The following is a 17,640-nucleotide window of genomic DNA, read 5'->3' as shown; positions in this document are numbered from 1 at the left end:
GCTTTGTAAACATCTATCTCTTTCCTATAAGCATTTCTGAAGGCTCATAAATTATTAAGTTCTTTTCAAAAATTTGAAGGATTATCCAGAAATATGTCAAATAATATAATTAAAATTATCATATGTAAATTTATTTAAAGAAGCCACAACTAGAACACTGGAAATAGTCAAGTGGGTTTTTGGGATTTGGCAGTGACGTGACTGTGTTGGAGCCGGGGATAGTAAAGAAAGTGATCATTGAGCAGGCTAAGAGGATGCCGGAGAGGTAAGAAATGGGGGGACTTATGTGCAGATAAGTATTAGTTTTATAAGTGAAAAGAACATTGTTTTACCTATACATTACAATAATATAATACAAGCCTTTATTTATAATAATATTGACAATAAACTATCTAGATTTTTACATGATAAAGGTTATATTACCAATGGCAGATCATTTAAGATGTTCACTTATTCTCGTGTTATTGGAGACTGGAGAGCAGAAGAAGATAGATTTAATTTTGGAAAGAAGGCAAAGTTGATAATATCTTCTCCTCTTGATAATTTTTGCAAATCAGTTGCAAATAGTATGCTGCAAAGCAACCATCTTTTTATCGGTCAAAATAGTATTCAAACTGAGCGAATTCAAATAGACAATCAAATAGTTGATAAAGATGAAATTATTATAGATACATTATCTCCAATAGTTGTATATTCGACATTTATAAAACCTGATAACAGCAAATATACCTGCTATTTCATGCCCAGAGAACCTGATTTCAACAGATTGGTTAAGGAAAACCTTGTGCGAAAATGTAATGCAGTAAATACAATAACAAATGGGATAGGAGAGCCTAATGTTGAAGTAATACCATTAGGGAAGGTAAGACAACACCTTACTTATTATAAGAAAACAATAGTAAAGGGAGCCTCAGGTAGATTTTTAATAAAAGGCAGAAAAGAGTTATTGCAAATAGGAGTTGATGCGGGGTTTGGGAGCAAAAATAGCCAGGGATTTGGCTGCGTGAAAATAATATAGAGAGGAGGGATATTTTGGAATACAAAATGCATGTTAGGAATCATTGGTGGTTTGATGCCGGTATTGCAGGTTTATACTTTATTGCAAATAGGACAAAACAAGCTCAGAATTATAATAATATCAGAATCAACTTTGATTCTGATAGCCTGATTTTTCAAGGAGATAGTGAAGATGATATCAGGGCATTCTTGCAGGATTGCTACAAAGAGCTTGCTTCATGCTATTGGAATGTATCTACAAAATCTCAGAAAGAAAGACTTGAATTAGTAATGTATAATCCTGAGACAGAAGAGTTCTCACTAGCACCAAAAAGACAGGCAACACCTGTTGTATCTTTATTTGTAAAACAATTTGATGCAGATGGTATTGAATATAAAGATATGGATGATATATTAAAGACTAGAGTGGATGATTATCTAAAGAATACAAAGAGAAAACTTTTTGGTAAACAAAACAAATTAGTTTATTCACTAACAACATCACATCAAAAGCTGAAAATACTACCCAAAGAGAATATTAAACGGCAGTGTGCATGCAGCATATGCGGCAGGTTAACAAGTAATCTTAATGATATTTCTCAACCATCCTTTTTACTTTTCGCAAGCACCAATGCAACCACATCCTTTCATACTCAAGGGAAAAAACCCGCTAAGATATGCTGGGAATGTGAACTAGTATCAAAGTTTACCATGGAAACAGTTAATTATAAGCAAATAAATTATAAGGATAATAAAAATAGAACTTCCCTTTCTATGCTTATACTGAATTCACCTGATTTAGCTCATAGTATTAATAATCAAAGAAAGATAGGCTGCAGTTCGGTACTTAGGTCAATAGATGAAGATTATTTCTATAGCAATATTGGGTTTGATTCTGACGGATTGATCGATAAATCAAAAATGTCCTACGAACTGCTTTGGGCATATTTCGTAGATACCTATAGAATATTGAAAAGCTATACTTTAAATAATGATGCTGATGAGCAAGATATCTTTACTGAATTTTTAGGGGATGTTATTTCTTCTCCCATAGAAATAATCATCATAAGCGTTGATAAAATTAATAAAACATTTACTACAAAAGAACTGATTTTTTATAACGATGTGAGTTATGCATATAGGCTTATTCATCAATTTATGGACAAGGGTGTAAACATAAAGGATATATTTTATGCTTTATATGAAACCGACAGTAAAGGAAAACTACTGCCATCAAGGAACAATATATTCAGAAAAATCCTTGGCAAACATTGCATATTGACGGATATTGAGTCAATCACATTCAGAAAAGTAATCAAAGAGAAAGAAAGCAAGTATATCAATGTATCAAATATGCTCAATTTCTTGCTGGAGTATTATTTGATAATAAAGGAGGATATCATGAACAAAGAGCAGATTGATGTTGCTGTAAAACTAGGCAAACAAATCGTTAATCAGGCTTATAAGGATTCAGGTGAGAATAAGGAAATACTGAAAAGAATTAAAGGCGACTTATTTACATTAAGAAAGACCCGTACAGTAACGGATTTTATAACAGAATTGAATACTCTTCAGTTTAGATATGGTATATCAGTATCAAATTCCATACTTGAGGGTGTATTAAATGAAGTACCATTTGAAGATTTCAAGGGATATTGTATCATGGGTGCGTTAAACAGCTATAATTTCTATAATTCAAGTTTAAAAGAAAAGGGGGATAAGAAGGATGAATAAAGCAAAAGCATTAACAATTACTTATTTGACTAAGGCAACTTATGCTTCACTAAATGGGTCGGACAAAGAGGTAGATAATATATCCAGCATCAAAAAAATCAGGAAGTATGACGGCAAGGAATATCCCTATTGCTCGTCCCAAGCAGTCAGAAGAGCTTTGAGAGAGCAATTGTCAGTAATGGGGCATAAATTATCTGAAGGAGTTGCGGGGGAGAAGGAAAAAGGTGCAGCAACAACTAAATGTGATCCTCAGAAGTATATTGATGATGATCTATTTGGATTTATGAATGCATCTGCAGAAACTGTCAAAAGGACTAGTCCAGTGAGGGTGTCACCTTTGGTAGCTCTTACTCCATATCTTGGAGAACTTGATTTCGCAACGAATTATATGTCGGTAAGTTCTGGTGGAAACCCAAATATATTTGAAACAGAAATACATTCAGGATATTATTGCGGTACCATCCTGGTAGAGCTAGATCGCATCGGTGAAAAATCTACAGGTGATAAATATGAACTCAGCTTGGATAATGATGAAAAGGCAAAAAGAGTGCTGGCGTTAGTCGATGCAATTCAGAGTCTATGGACTGTAGGCAGGCAAAGTAGATTTTTGACAGACATATCACCTAAATTAGTGTGCGCTTCTTTAATGAGTGTTAAAAACCCAATCTTTATGGAAAGCATCAGGATAGGCGAAAATGACAATGTGGAAGCAGAGCTTATAAGGAATACGATTTCAGACTTTAAGAACCAGATTATCAATTCAGTAATAGGTGAAAGAAAGGGATTCTTTGGGAAAGATACAGATGAATTCATAACGCTGGGCGAATGCTTTGATATTATTCGCAGCTGGGTAAGAGATACCTATTCCAATAAGTAATAGGAAGAGGAATGTCAATGAAAGGAATAATTGTATCGCTCTATGCTATGACAGCATCTTTCAGGGATCCGAATACTCACCTCTATCAAGAATCTATATTGGTTCCGCCACCTAGCACCATAGTAGGTATTGCCGGTGCGGCTTTAGGACTAAGCTTTAAAGATGCACTTGCATATTTTAAAGATTGCAGAGTAAGTGTAGGATGCATATTGAAAAATCAGGGAAAAGGGAAAGATCTATGGAATTATTCAAAGATTAAGAGTAAAGAAGTTATTAAGGCAATCTTGTTAAGAGAATTCCTATGTGATATTGATGCATATATATTTTTTGCATGTGATGATATAAAAAGGATAGATGAACTGTATAATGCATTTATATGCCCACGCTATGCTCTGACATTGGGAAACAGTGATGAACTGGTTAAGATAAAGAATGTTGAAAAATGTGATAACATAAGCAGTAGTGAGCACGTTGAGATTAGAAGTACTTGGATAGATGGAAACTATATCAATAATTTTGAATTAGATTGGGAAAAGGTAAAAGCTTTACCTATCAAATTAACTATTAAGCCTCCAGTTGTAAAAAACCTTCCGATTGATTTCAGCTTTAATGAAAAAGATGAGAGGATAGCTACAGAATTTAGAAAATTTACTTTTTTGGGGGAGTTTCATATTCTAAAAAAACCTGTTACTGTTTACAACTTTAAGGATAGCAAAGTACCGTTGTTTACATTTGGTTAAATTTGAGCGGGGTGTTCATATGTACTATGCCAAATCTGTTGAAGGGCAAAATGGCAGCTATGATTATCACATAAGCAAATGCATAGATATATTTTATCAAGAGATTGAAAGAAATAAGGAAGCATTAAGCAATATAATGCGTGATATAGAATATAGCATGGATGCTTTTGAAAGCAATGCATATTTAGCAGTTTCCTTGCATGATTTCGGTAAGCTTTCGGAAAACTTTCAAAATGAGATGAAGAATAAAATCTTTGGCAGCAAGCTAAAGACGATTAATTTCAGGCATGAGCTGTTATCAGTAGTTTATATGATATTGGCCACTCAGGACTATTTTAAAAAAAACTATAGAGAATTCCCATTTCATTACTTTGCAGTCCTGTCCCACCATAAGAGTCTTGATATTAACTTTAGCAGCTTCTCTAATGAATGGAACAGCAACCAGCCATGGCCTTTATTAAAACAGGAAGAGTATGAATATGGGTTAAATCTCTCACAGAAGTATGCAAAAAAAGAATATGGCTTTGTTAAGAATATTGAAAGATTCAAAATCAAAAAAGAAACAGTATTTAAATTGCTAGAAAAATATGTTCTTGAATCATATTTTGTTAATTTGAACCTAAATAAAGAAAATATAAGAACATTATATTCCATATGTAAAGGATTATTACAATACTGTGACTGGATTTCCTCATCAGATAAAAAACCAATGCAGCAAGTATTAACCCAGGATGGTCTTAAAGCTAAGATAAAACAGAAAGTAGAAGCTGATGGGAAGCAATTTATCGAAAGAAAGTTCCATAAGGAATGTGCTATAGCTACAAATGATGTTGTAGCTATAGCACCTACTGGGTCTGGAAAGACAGAAGCTTCATTATTATGGGCTTTAAAGGCAGAAAAGAGCAAGGTTCTGTTTCTTATGCCTACTATGGTTACCTCAAATAGTATTTTTAACAGGCTTGCAAAGCATTATTTCAGTGAAGAATACTGCGGACTTACACATTCCAATGCTGACGTTTATTTTGCAATAAATGATGAGTTTAAAGATAAAGAAAGGCTGGAGCTGCTTCAATACAAGGTTTTTATCCCCCCTGTTATGGTTTCTACAATTGACCAAATGCTTACAAGCGGATTTAATACAAGATATTGGTCTTTGAAGGAATATGCACTCGTGGGCAGTTCTGTAATTATTGACGAGATTCAAGCGTATGATACATTTACTCTGGCATTGATAACGGAAACGATAAAAAAAATAAAGAAGCTGCAAGGCCGCATCATGATAATGAGCGCAACTATGCCAAAATTCCTGCTGCTTCACTTTAGCGAGTTATTGGGTATAGTCTCACCCATAGTTGCATCAGAATTCATGGATAGAAAGCAAAATAAATGGAGATTTATAAATAATAAAATAGATGATGTAAAAGATGAAATTAGAAACTATGCAAATCAGGGGAAGAAAGTTGCAGTAATAGTCAACAATATTGAGACAGCTAAAAGATTGTATGAGGAGTTATCTGAAAAATATAATACATTATGCCTTCACTCAGAATTCATCATGAAAGATAGGATTGAAAAAGAGGATAGGCTGGAAAAAGATAATAGCTATCAAATAGTAGTATCTACACAGGTAATGGAGGTCTCTCTTGATATTAGCTTTAATATTATGTTTTCCGAATGCGCTCCCATGGACAGCCTAGTGCAACGAGCAGGCAGGTGCAATAGGCATGGTGAGTACCAAGACTCTGAGTTTATAGTGTTTGACTATTCCGAGGTATCAGAGAAATATGTATATAAGGAACATCATGAAGTATTGATAAAATCAAAGGAAGTAGTAAAAAAGAATCAGAGGCGTTTATCAGAAAGAGAGATTTTAGATATGGTAGATGAAGTATATGAAGGGTTCGATTTATATGATGAAAATTATAAAAAAGGCCAAGAGCTATATAATCAAATAATTGAAGAGGAAATAATATTTGATTTGGATTATGATGAAGATAAGCTTAAAACAAGGCTTTTGGATAATATCAAGGTATCTATTATACCATATGAGTTTAAGGAAATAGTTGAGGAATTATATGCTAAGAAAGAATATGCAAAGATAGCATTATTCGAGGTTCCTGTTGGGATAAGCAGATTTAATAAATATATTCGAAAAAATTATTGTGAAAACAATTATAAATTGCCTATCTATACAATAGGACATAGCAGCTCAACGGGCTTGGTGTATAACGATAAAACCATGGAAATGTTATGAGGTGTAAAATGGAAGTCAATGGAACATTAATGTGGTATTATGCTATTTGCAGTCGGGAAGTCTGGCTTATGAGCAGAAATATTATTCCTGATCAAAAAGATACAAATATTGAAATCGGAAAGTTTATACATGAAACATCTTATGAGAGGTCAAAGAAAGAAATAGAATTTGGTAATGTTAAGTTTGATGTTTTACTTAAAACTAAAGATGAAATGATAATTGGCGAAACAAAGAAAACATCAAAATTTCAGGAAGCTTCAACTATGCAACTGCTGTATTATTTGAGAGAACTAAAAAATTCAGGGATCAATGCCAAGGGTGTTTTGTTATATCCTGAGGAAAAGAAGCGAGTTGAGGTTAAATTAACTGAAGAAAAGATCCTACTTCTTGAAGAAACAGAGAAAGAGATAGAAACAATAATAAATAATATACTGCCTCCGCCTATTATAAAGAATAAATACTGTAAAAGTTGCGGATACAGGGAGTATTGCTATGCTTAAGGGGGTTATGTGTTGAAAAGAGAAATATATATATTTAATAATGGGGAAATGAGAAGAAAAGACAACACAATACTTTTTGAAACAGAAGAGTGCAAAAAATATATTCCTATAGAGGAGATAAACAATATATGGTTTTTTGGTGAAGTAACTATAAACAAATCGCTGCTTGATTTTGTATCGCAAAAAGAAATCTGTCTTCATTTTTTTAATTATTATGGATATTATAGTGGAAGCTTTTATCCAAGAGAACACTTGAATTCTGGATATGCAATACTAAAACAGGCAGAGCATTACTTGGATTATAATAAAAGAATGGAATTAGCACGAGGAATAATAGAAACAGCAGTAAAAAATATCATTGTCATTATTAAATACTATAATGGAAGAGGATCAGATTTAGAATGCAATATTGTAAGTATAACAGATAAGTTAAACAAAATGCAGGATGTCAATAAGATTGAGCAGCTAATGGCTTTGGAAGGAAACATCAGGGATGAATATTATAGTTGCTTTAATGAAATTATAAAAAATACTGATTTCAAATTTACAGGCCGCAGCAAAAGGCCACCTCTTGATAACATTAATTCGCTCATCAGTTTCGGTAACTCAATTATGTATACAACAGTACTTGGCGAAATATATCAAACTCATCTAGATCCCAGAATAGGGTATTTGCATTCAACTAATGAAAGGCGATTTACTTTAAACTTGGACATAGCTGAAATATTCAAGCCGATTATTGTGGACAGAACCATTTTTGCACTTCTAAACAAGGGCATTATAACAAAAAAAGATTTTGAAAAAGATTTCAACGGTATATTGATTTCAGAAAAGGGAAAGAAAAAATTCATAGAAGAATACAATGGGAAACTGGATACGGTAATAAAACATCCGAGGCTAAATGCAAGTGTAAGCTATAAAAGATTGATAAGACTTGAGCTCTACAAGATACAAAAACATATAACTGAAAATGAAAAATACGAAGGATTTGTAGCGGGGTGGTAGCATGTTTGTTATTCTATTTTATGATTTTGGAGAAAGAAGAGTTGCAAAAGCCCTAAAAATATGCAGAAAATATTTGACTTGGGTACAAAATTCTGTTTTTGAAGGAGAAATTACTCAGGCAAATTATAAGAAACTAACGCATGAGCTTTCCATGAAGATGGATAAGGATGAGGATTCTTTGATAATATATACCTTTGCCAATATGAAATATTCCACTAGAGAGGTAATTGGGGTAGAAAAAAACCCTCAATCTATTTTTTTATAAAACTTTATCGACCTATAATAGCGTAAAAAATGTAGGATATCGATAAAGCCTATAAATAAGCAAAATTAATGGTTTAGGACTTTAACGATAACAAAGTACATTAATATGATAAAATGGAAATGTAGTAACAGTGCCATGTGCACGGGTACCTAGATTACCTATAAGGAATTGAAACGAAGTATTCACAAATGTAACATTGAGAGCAATTACAGGTACCTAGATTACCTATAAGGAATTGAAACTGTTGAGTCATTATATATAGACTCTTTAACCATAAAGTACCTAGATTACCTATAAGGAATTGAAACATAAGATATATGAAGCTATAGGCTTGAAGCCAAAATGTACCTAGATTACCTATAAGGAATTGAAACGACGCTCCGATTTACGATGATTGTGGAGATGAGAGAGGGTACCTAGATTACCTATAAGGAATTGAAACTTTTGATACAAATTATACACCTTCGGGATGTTTTTAGTACCTAGATTACCTATAAGGAATTGAAACTGCTTCAATCCAGCTATGTTGAGAATGAGGACAGAACGTACCTAGATTACCTATAAGGAATTGAAACTATACTTTTGCCAATAAAAATAGGAAAGGGATGGAGTACCTAGATTACCTATAAGGAATTGAAACAACCCATGCTCTCGCAAGTCTCTCCATTTTCTGTCAGTGTACCTAGATTACCTATAAGGAATTGAAACTGTCTGATGGCTGCAACATAGATTTTGAAGCCGCTGAGTACCTAGATTACCTATAAGGAATTGAAACCGACTGTATCATCGTAGTTGATGCTGGAACTGCCGGTACCTAGATTACCTATAAGGAATTGAAACATTAACATTACCAACATATTACAAATTGGAGGTCGGTACCTAGATTACCTATAAGGAATTGAAACTACCCCAAATGTCTATGAGTCTGAAAAAACATATTCCGTACCTAGATTACCTATAAGGAATTGAAACTAGGAAAATTTGCAATTACAGCTTGCTTCCTCCTCAAGTACCTAGATTACCTATAAGGAATTGAAACACCCGGATTGGACATGCAGAGGCTTTCAGTATGAGGGTACCTAGATTACCTATAAGGAATTGAAACTATGTTTGATATTGCTGATAGCGACTTTGGATGCGTACCTAGATTACCTATAAGGAATTGAAACAACCTCTGGATATGGCGCTTGGTGTTGCTTAAAGGTGTACCTAGATTACCTATAAGGAATTGAAACATGCTTGCCCTCACCAGCCCCATATTTTCCTCAACAGTACCTAGATTACCTATAAGGAATTGAAACAAGGGCGGAATGCAACAGTGTATGGAGATAACGGAGGTACCTAGATTACCTATAAGGAATTGAAACACTGCCACTGAAGTTGTGGTTGATTATATGCAAGATGTACCTAGATTACCTATAAGGAATTGAAACTTCGCTGAAGCCGTAGAGGTATCAAAGAGTTCAAGTACCTAGATTACCTATAAGGAATTGAAACGTTTCATTTGTTCTAACATTTCATTGGCAAATTCAAGGTACCTAGATTACCTATAAGGAATTGAAACTCAGCTAGGTTTACGCCGACTTGTACTTGATCAGAAGGTACCTAGATTACCTATAAGGAATTGAAACTTTGCGGCATGAACTTGGACATGCAATCCTTCATCCGTACCTAGATTACCTATAAGGAATTGAAACATTGAAAAGATTTACAATGATAGAGGGTAGAGATACCCGTACCTAGATTACCTATAAGGAATTGAAACAGAGAAAAAATGAAGGAGGAAAAATAAAAATGAAAAGAGTACCTAGATTACCTATAAGGAATTGAAACAGAAATCACGAAATCGTGAACTTAGGAGGAAGAGAAGGTACCTAGATTACCTATAAGGAATTGAAACACATTGTAAAAGACCTTGTAAGGGCAAGCATAAGGGTACCTAGATTACCTATAAGGAATTGAAACTAAATGAACAACATAGGCTTCTCCCCCAGCAGGAGGTACCTAGATTACCTATAAGGAATTGAAACTAGTGCTAGGCTCATATCCTTCTTGAATAAGTTTATCGTACCTAGATTACCTATAAGGAATTGAAACCTCTCCAGATCTCAGGAATTAAGAAATCAAAGTTTGTACCTAGATTACCTATAAGGAATTGAAACCTTGTAAATGGTAAAAACAGAGCACAGGGAGAAAGTACCTAGATTACCTATAAGGAATTGAAACACTATCTAGAATCAGGATATGTAGAAGATGACCCATAGTACCTAGATTACCTATAAGGAATTGAAACGCAGAACTCGCTGGCCTAAACAATACCGAAGTTCTCAAGTACCTAGATTACCTATAAGGAATTGAAACCCATGTTTTCTGTATTTGTTTTTGGATCGGCTATAGTACCTAGATTACCTATAAGGAATTGAAACGCAAGCATCATATCTGCCATAAGCCGATTTATTTTGTACCTAGATTACCTATAAGGAATTGAAACGCGATCTGCTTCTTGGTTTTGCCTGAGATATATAGAGTACCTAGATTACCTATAAGGAATTGAAACAGGAAAAAATTGCTTAGTTTTATCAAAGGGAGGGAGTACCTAGATTACCTATAAGGAATTGAAACTGGCAATAGCAGCATATTACGTTATATCTGTAGCAAGTACCTAGATTACCTATAAGGAATTGAAACTAAACAACTCCTGCATCTGTAACATCCACATTGGGGTACCTAGATTACCTATAAGGAATTGAAACATATGTGCCTTGCGTATAAGGCTCAATAGTCACCCTGTACCTAGATTACCTATAAGGAATTGAAACACCAGAAAGGGGGAGCACTAAGTGGAGGAAATAAGGTACCTAGATTACCTATAAGGAATTGAAACCTTAAACTTATGAACAAAAAGGACATTTTATTTTATGAGTACCTAGATTACCTATAAGGAATTGAAACTTGTCGGCATTAGGGCTGCCGAAAGGGCAAGCCAAGGTACCTAGATTACCTATAAGGAATTGAAACTCTGCAAAGGACTGTATACGAAGAATGCGGAGAAGGTACCTAGATTACCTATAAGGAATTGAAACACGCTCTGCAATCCTTCTATGCGTTTGATTATTTGGTACCTAGATTACCTATAAGGAATTGAAACCGTCATCGAAAGGCTGTCACTATATAAAAGCGTTGGGTACCTAGATTACCTATAAGGAATTGAAACTTATGACAGCCTCTGGATGTAATCGTAAAATCTTTTGTACCTAGATTACCTATAAGGAATTGAAACAAGGCTGCCGGATGGGTACACGAAGCTGACGTAAGGTACCTAGATTACCTATAAGGAATTGAAACTTTCTTTTTCATACCCAAGCGTTTGTATTTCTAGGTACCTAGATTACCTATAAGGAATTGAAACTGGACAAACTCATGAAGCATCTCGCTGTAGAAACGGGTACCTAGATTACCTATAAGGAATTGAAACTAGTGAGAATAACCTTGTCTGTATCAGGTGTAACCGTACCTAGATTACCTATAAGGAATTGAAACTGGCGATTATTGCTATGCCTATTGGGCCAGTGAGAAAGTACCTAGATTACCTATAAGGAATTGAAACTCATAATCAAGGCTAAGAACTTCATTCCGGCGCAATCGTACCTAGATTACCTATAAGGAATTGAAACGCATAATCAACAAGAAATTTAACCGTAAGCTGACTAGTGTACCTAGATTACCTATAAGGAATTGAAACCTATTTTTCTGCAAGTTAAATTTTTATTCTATCATGTACCTAGATTACCTATAAGGAATTGAAACTTGACTTGTTAACTCAGCAATTACAATCTCAGCAAGTACCTAGATTACCTATAAGGAATTGAAACGTATCTTATTCAGTTCTTCTCGCCAGTTCTCGGGTGTACCTAGATTACCTATAAGGAATTGAAACATATCTACCACGGAGAAAGCACCAAAAACGGCTACGTACCTAGATTACCTATAAGGAATTGAAACAAAAATTGTCGCTATCGTTTTCTGTGCCGCGCCATAGTACCTAGATTACCTATAAGGAATTGAAACCTGATGAAAAAGAACCTGATGAAACAAATTTCAGAACGTACCTAGATTACCTATAAGGAATTGAAACAATATCTTTAAATAGTTGAAGAACTTTATTCCTTGTACCTAGATTACCTATAAGGAATTGAAACGTATACAAGCCGACAGGAACTATTCTTTCCTTATGTACCTAGATTACCTATAAGGAATTGAAACGCTTCTTTGCGCTCGTATTCGCCATAGCCTATCCCCCGTACCTAGATTACCTATAAGGAATTGAAACCTATGACAAAAGAAGAAGCAGTGGAAATGAAAAGGATGGTACCTAGATTACCTATAAGGAATTGAAACACCTTTTTGCTTAGTAAGCTCCCTGAAACGCCAGGGTACCTAGATTACCTATAAGGAATTGAAACACAGTAGCAACCTCCAATTGAGGCTTACCTGCAAAGTACCTAGATTACCTATAAGGAATTGAAACATAACCCAATTCGGCTTTGCTTTTTGAACGATTCGTACCTAGATTACCTATAAGGAATTGAAACAAAAGAAAGTAACAGATATGGGACACAACATAAAGTACCTAGATTACCTATAAGGAATTGAAACAAGCTAGGGAAATATGCGCCTATAGGAGGGTGTTTGTACCTAGATTACCTATAAGGAATTGAAACATCAACTACCTTGTGAGTTTTGCAAGATTGATTGGTACCTAGATTACCTATAAGGAATTGAAACACCCGAAATATGGGGCAAGCTAGAGAAGGAAATAAAGTACCTAGATTACCTATAAGGAATTGAAACCCGTTGTATCATATTTCTTGGCGATCTGCTTCTTGTACCTAGATTACCTATAAGGAATTGAAACTACAGCGTAAGGCTAACAGAAAACAAAATCATGGCGTACCTAGATTACCTATAAGGAATTGAAACTAGGGCAAAAAAATTTCTTCCATTGTGCATTTAAGTACCTAGATTACCTATAAGGAATTGAAACTTGAAAATAAGAAGCTTCTAGCGGTGGAAGTGAAGCAGTACCTAGATTACCTATAAGGAATTGAAACATTTTATATATTCGTTAGCTTGTTCTACTAGCCTTTGTACCTAGATTACCTATAAGGAATTGAAACCTTTTGTATAGGGACAAGCTGCCGAAGTTTAATAATGTACCTAGATTACCTATAAGGAATTGAAACTAAGCTTCAGCAGGGTGAAGAATTGAAAGCCTGGGAGTACCTAGATTACCTATAAGGAATTGAAACTCGGGTAGAAGGCGCCGACCTTGGGTTGCAGCCATAAGTACCTAGATTACCTATAAGGAATTGAAACAAATTAATATGCGAATACGCAAACAGTAAGGCTGACGTACCTAGATTACCTATAAGGAATTGAAACATATCTACCACGGAGAAAGCACCAAAAACGGCTACTGGGTACCTAGATTACCTATAAGGAATTGAAACGAAGTAAAGCAACACAGAAAAAAGAGAAGCCTGGAGTACCTAGATTACCTATAAGGAATTGAAACTCATCCGGTATTAATAAGCTTCATAGCACAAGGCAGAGTACCTAGATTACCTATAAGGAATTGAAACAATGCAACCACTCCCCTTATGTTTTACGTTTTTGAGTACCTAGATTACCTATAAGGAATTGAAACTTTATAACTATTGGTTATAATATAACTAATAGTTGGTACCTAGATTACCTATAAGGAATTGAAACAAAATGAGCCCGGCAAGCTCACAATAGTACATAAACGTACCTAGATTACCTATAAGGAATTGAAACTGCGAAGGAGTTGGATTCATGAGAAAAAAGGTTTACCCGTACCTAGATTACCTATAAGGAATTGAAACGTTAGTTTGTTTGAGGTCAATATCCCCCCTGCCGTCGTACCTAGATTACCTATAAGGAATTGAAACTAAACAAGACCCAATATGGGGTAAAAATAAACGATAGTACCTAGATTACCTATAAGGAATTGAAACTTTGATTATTCTTGCATTTAATACAATCATTTGTGTACCTAGATTACCTATAAGGAATTGAAACTACGACTATAAAACATGGGGGAGCTATAGGGTAGCCAGTACCTAGATTACCTATAAGGAATTGAAACTACTCTGTGTCTACGGGCTTTGAGCGGTGCGGAGAGTACCTAGATTACCTATAAGGAATTGAAACACATTTCTCACAAGCCCTGTAGGGATAGCTGTAGCAGGTACCTAGATTACCTATAAGGAATTGAAACGACAAAACCATACAAGGCCTGCCAAAGAGTATTGAGGGTACCTAGATTACCTATAAGGAATTGAAACGGCCCTGTTATTACGAAAGCTATTGATTTGGGCATGTACCTAGATTACCTATAAGGAATTGAAACCTCTGCCAGGCGCCGCAATAGTCTGCGAACTGAGCGTACCTAGATTACCTATAAGGAATTGAAACGTAAATGGGGCGGAGAAAATTGAAAAAGATAGCGAGTACCTAGATTACCTATAAGGAATTGAAACCTTGCCCAAATTCAGGGCTTTTGAAAATTTGTAAGGTACCTAGATTACCTATAAGGAATTGAAACTGTAGTACGAAAAGACCGGATTTAGGTTTTGACAGGCGTACCTAGATTACCTATAAGGAATTGAAACCTATTTCTATGTCTAAAAAATTACAAATATCATAAGTACCTAGATTACCTATAAGGAATTGAAACTGGCTCTTGTAGAAAGCGGAGAAACCCTGCTCTACGTACCTAGATTACCTATAAGGAATTGAAACAAAATGAAACACGAAGCATAATTTTTTTTACCTCAGGTACCTAGATTACCTATAAGGAATTGAAACCATGTTTTTCAACATAGGCCCTAGCCTCTTCCGGGGTACCTAGATTACCTATAAGGAATTGAAACTATTTAGATACAAAATATGATATAATCGATGCAGCCGGTACCTAGATTACCTATAAGGAATTGAAACAAACTGAAGCTCAAGAGGATTCTCAAAGTAAATTTGAGTACCTAGATTACCTATAAGGAATTGAAACTCTGCCATATTTCCAGCGTTGTAAGCCGCTTTATGTACCTAGATTACCTATAAGGAATTGAAACCAGTCAACGATATTGTGATGAATGCCGAGCAAAGTATGTACCTAGATTACCTATAAGGAATTGAAACACCTGAAAGGGGGAGAGGTCCCAGCCTTTACAGCAAGTACCTAGATTACCTATAAGGAATTGAAACTCTGCAGCCTCTGCATTCTCCCTCGCTCTTTGCTCGTACCTAGATTACCTATAAGGAATTGAAACAAAATAAATGGTGAAAATATCGCAAAAGCCCCTTTTGGTACCTAGATTACCTATAAGGAATTGAAACTATGCTCTTTTGGCCTAGTGCCATCCGATATGCCTGTACCTAGATTACCTATAAGGAATTGAAACAACATTGATGCACATTCATCAATAATAAGCAAAGTCGTACCTAGATTACCTATAAGGAATTGAAACTCTCTTAACAGCTCCAATTCTTCCGGAGTAAGTGCGTACCTAGATTACCTATAAGGAATTGAAACATATATAATTAAGCACACAATAAAACATAATGACAGGTACCTAGATTACCTATAAGGAATTGAAACATTCAGACAATTTCTCCAAAACGTTCAATGCAAAACAGTACCTAGATTACCTATAAGGAATTGAAACGGCATAGAAATGGTCGAAGTGGACACCGGAGAAGTGGTACCTAGATTACCTATAAGGAATTGAAACATGTCAATAACAAGTGATTGTGACTGGTGGCAATTGTACCTAGATTACCTATAAGGAATTGAAACAACGCTCAGACGAGAGATATATCGATCAAGGCAAGATGTACCTAGATTACCTATAAGGAATTGAAACTGTGATACCCTCCGATCGTGCAATAGACTATCAATGTACCTAGATTACCTATAAGGAATTGAAACAAGGGTTTTTAGGCATTCATAGCCCGTCAACAGTAGTACCTAGATTACCTATAAGGAATTGAAACCGGCATAGCCGGAAAGCCCGAACGTTCATTGCTTGGTACCTAGATTACCTATAAGGAATTGAAACATAGATAAAGTAAAACAGTTTGAAGAATAAGGAGGGTACCTAGATTACCTATAAGGAATTGAAACCCCTGAAATAGTGGGGACTTTGATATAGATATTAAAGGTACCTAGATTACCTATAAGGAATTGAAACGCATGATTGGTAACTATATAAGGGATTTGGGTTGTGTACCTAGATTACCTATAAGGAATTGAAACATAACAACAGTGTCGACCTGCATCTCTTTAAAATAGTACCTAGATTACCTATAAGGAATTGAAACTTGGATGGTACTCAAGTTAATCTATTATACAGACAGTACCTAGATTACCTATAAGGAATTGAAACCGAGATTTAATACAAAAGTTTCAAGCAGATAAAAGTACCTAGATTACCTATAAGGAATTGAAACTCGCTTTACTTGCGCTTGTATCAAACTGCTTGACAGTACCTAGATTACCTATAAGGAATTGAAACGCTTCCAAGGTCGGGATAAGCCAAAGTTTTTTGAGCGGTACCTAGATTACCTATAAGGAATTGAAACTTTTTGTCAAAATTGGGTATACTCATAATCTCTTGTCGTACCTAGATTACCTATAAGGAATTGAAACAAGCCTGCTGAAGTAAGAGCGAAAGAAAAAGCTGAAGGTACCTAGATTACCTATAAGGAATTGAAACCTTTTATACCGCATTCTCTGAGCTCCTTGACGGTTTGTACCTAGATTACCTATAAGGAATTGAAACTTCGTAACACTCTTGTCATCTCCTGATTCAACAAGGGTACCTAGATTACCTATAAGGAATTGAAACGGCTTGTCCAGTTGAATTTGCTGTTCAGCTTCTAGGTACCTAGATTACCTATAAGGAATTGAAACTTTTCCCCTCCTTATATCAGTTGCCAGCCATCACGTACCTAGATTACCTATAAGGAATTGAAACTACCTATTAACACTGCCGTCTTGCCATTAGTGGAGGGTACCTAGATTACCTATAAGGAATTGAAACAGGTCATGAATATTGGTCGTTGCACTTTAGAAAAAGCCGTACCTAGATTACCTATAAGGAATTGAAACACACCGGCAAGGACTGCACCGGGCTTGAAAACAGCGTACCTAGATTACCTATAAGGAATTGAAACCCCGCTCAAGC

At 35.1% G+C, this 17,640-nt stretch carries 8 protein-coding genes and 1 CRISPR repeat array; all 8 genes read left to right on the top strand.

What is annotated here, in order from left to right; all coding sequences use genetic code 11:
• Positions 1-286 precede the first annotated feature (286 nt).
• The 8 genes from cas6 to cas2 are packed head-to-tail and all read left to right on the top strand — an operon-like array spanning position 287 to position 8,371.
• Entirely contained in the window at positions 287-1,018 is a 732-nt protein-coding gene (gene cas6, locus LJD61_RS06415) for a CRISPR-associated endoribonuclease Cas6 (RefSeq protein WP_255226701.1), read from the top strand.
• Positions 1,019-1,032: 14 nt separating this feature from the next.
• Positions 1,033-2,730 (top strand): hypothetical protein, encoded by a 1,698-nt coding sequence (locus LJD61_RS06410; protein WP_255226700.1) that lies wholly within the window; start codon positions 1,033-1,035, stop codon positions 2,728-2,730.
• Positions 2,723-3,607 (top strand): type I-B CRISPR-associated protein Cas7/Cst2/DevR, encoded by an 885-nt coding sequence (gene cas7i, locus LJD61_RS06405; protein ID WP_255226699.1) that lies wholly within the window; start codon positions 2,723-2,725, stop codon positions 3,605-3,607. The genes LJD61_RS06410 and cas7i overlap by 8 nt, the downstream gene beginning before the upstream one ends.
• A 17-nt stretch (positions 3,608-3,624) precedes the next feature.
• Positions 3,625-4,347, top strand: coding sequence for a CRISPR-associated protein Cas5 (gene cas5, locus LJD61_RS06400; protein ID WP_255226698.1), 723 nt, complete (start codon positions 3,625-3,627; stop codon positions 4,345-4,347).
• A gap of 19 nt (positions 4,348-4,366) precedes the next feature.
• On the top strand, positions 4,367-6,601 hold the full coding sequence (cas3, locus tag LJD61_RS06395; protein ID WP_255226697.1) for a CRISPR-associated helicase Cas3': 2,235 nt from the start codon (positions 4,367-4,369) through the stop codon (positions 6,599-6,601).
• 8 nt (positions 6,602-6,609) lie between these two features.
• On the top strand, positions 6,610-7,101 hold the full coding sequence (gene cas4 / locus LJD61_RS06390; RefSeq protein ID WP_255226696.1) for a CRISPR-associated protein Cas4: 492 nt from the start codon (positions 6,610-6,612) through the stop codon (positions 7,099-7,101).
• 12 nt (positions 7,102-7,113) lie between these two features.
• Complete coding sequence (gene cas1b / locus LJD61_RS06385) at positions 7,114-8,106, top strand: type I-B CRISPR-associated endonuclease Cas1b (protein ID WP_255226695.1); 993 nt, start codon at positions 7,114-7,116, stop codon at positions 8,104-8,106.
• Position 8,107: 1 nt separating this feature from the next.
• Positions 8,108-8,371 (top strand): CRISPR-associated endonuclease Cas2, encoded by a 264-nt coding sequence (cas2, locus tag LJD61_RS06380; protein WP_255226694.1) that lies wholly within the window; start codon positions 8,108-8,110, stop codon positions 8,369-8,371.
• Between the two features lie 145 nt (positions 8,372-8,516).
• Positions 8,517-17,629: a CRISPR direct-repeat array (repeat unit 30 nt; unit sequence GTACCTAGATTACCTATAAGGAATTGAAAC).
• Positions 17,630-17,640 lie beyond the last annotated feature (11 nt).

Origin of the sequence: Lutispora saccharofermentans (genome assembly GCF_024363565.1) — a bacterium.
Classification (GTDB): domain Bacteria; phylum Bacillota; class Clostridia; order Lutisporales; family Lutisporaceae; genus Lutispora; species Lutispora saccharofermentans.
The sequence above is the reverse complement of the archived record's forward strand: the minus strand, read 5'-3'. Positions and strand labels throughout refer to the sequence as shown.